The organism is Actinomyces succiniciruminis, from assembly GCF_900002405.1.
Lineage (GTDB): Bacteria > Actinomycetota > Actinomycetes > Actinomycetales > Actinomycetaceae > Actinomyces > Actinomyces succiniciruminis.
Genome location: NZ_LK995534.1, coordinates 1 through 654, shown reverse-complemented (window position 1 = coordinate 654; position 654 = coordinate 1). Strand labels below are relative to the sequence as shown.

The 654-nt window shown below is 57.3% G+C and carries 2 protein-coding genes; both read left to right on the top strand.

The genetic code is table 11. From position 1 onward, the window contains the following. The coding region (locus BN1056_RS11815) for a DUF6318 family protein (protein WP_210581474.1) at positions 1 to 402 on the top strand (402 nt) is incomplete at its 5' end. Beyond that, a partial coding sequence (locus BN1056_RS11810; RefSeq protein WP_210581472.1) for a hypothetical protein occupies positions 399 to 654 on the top strand: 256 nt, incomplete at its 3' end. The genes BN1056_RS11815 and BN1056_RS11810, both read left to right, overlap by 4 nt.

The following is a 654-nucleotide window of genomic DNA, read 5'->3' as shown; positions in this document are numbered from 1 at the left end:
ACCCCCGAAGGCGCAGCCACCGCAGCCACATACTTCCTCAACCTATTCCCCTACGTATTCGCAACCGGCGATCTGGACGCCTGGCAGAACATGAGCGACGACAACTGCGAATTCTGCAACAACGTGGCGAGTGATGTGACCGATCGCCATAACGCCGGGGATTGGGTGGACCCTTGGGAGCAGGTAGTCACACCCCTTGGGTATTGGGTAGACGACGCGGACCCCAACCGCTATGTCGTACGCGCCCAAGCGACATCCGAAGCCCACACGGCACACTCGCAAGACGGCACGCTAACAGAGGTGGAAGCATCCGACGATGTACTACTGATCCAACTTTTCTGGAGCAGAGAAGACTGGACTATAGAAGCGATTGAGGCCGAAAGCGGAGACGATTCAGAATGACCTTAAGGATAACCGCCGTCACGCTCACAGCGATTTGCACTATCGCTTTAACTCTAACGGGCATCGCACCTAATGCAGCAGCTGAATCTCAGCACGATCCGGCATTAAGAGCGTACGCGGCACAGGACTCGGTGACGGTTACTGGCGGCACGTCGTACCAAATGTACACGTACGTTCCGGGCAAACCTGTCACGCAAGGGACTGTCGACGGCGGCGGAGGCGTATTCGATGAGCACGCCGCCAAAATGGCCC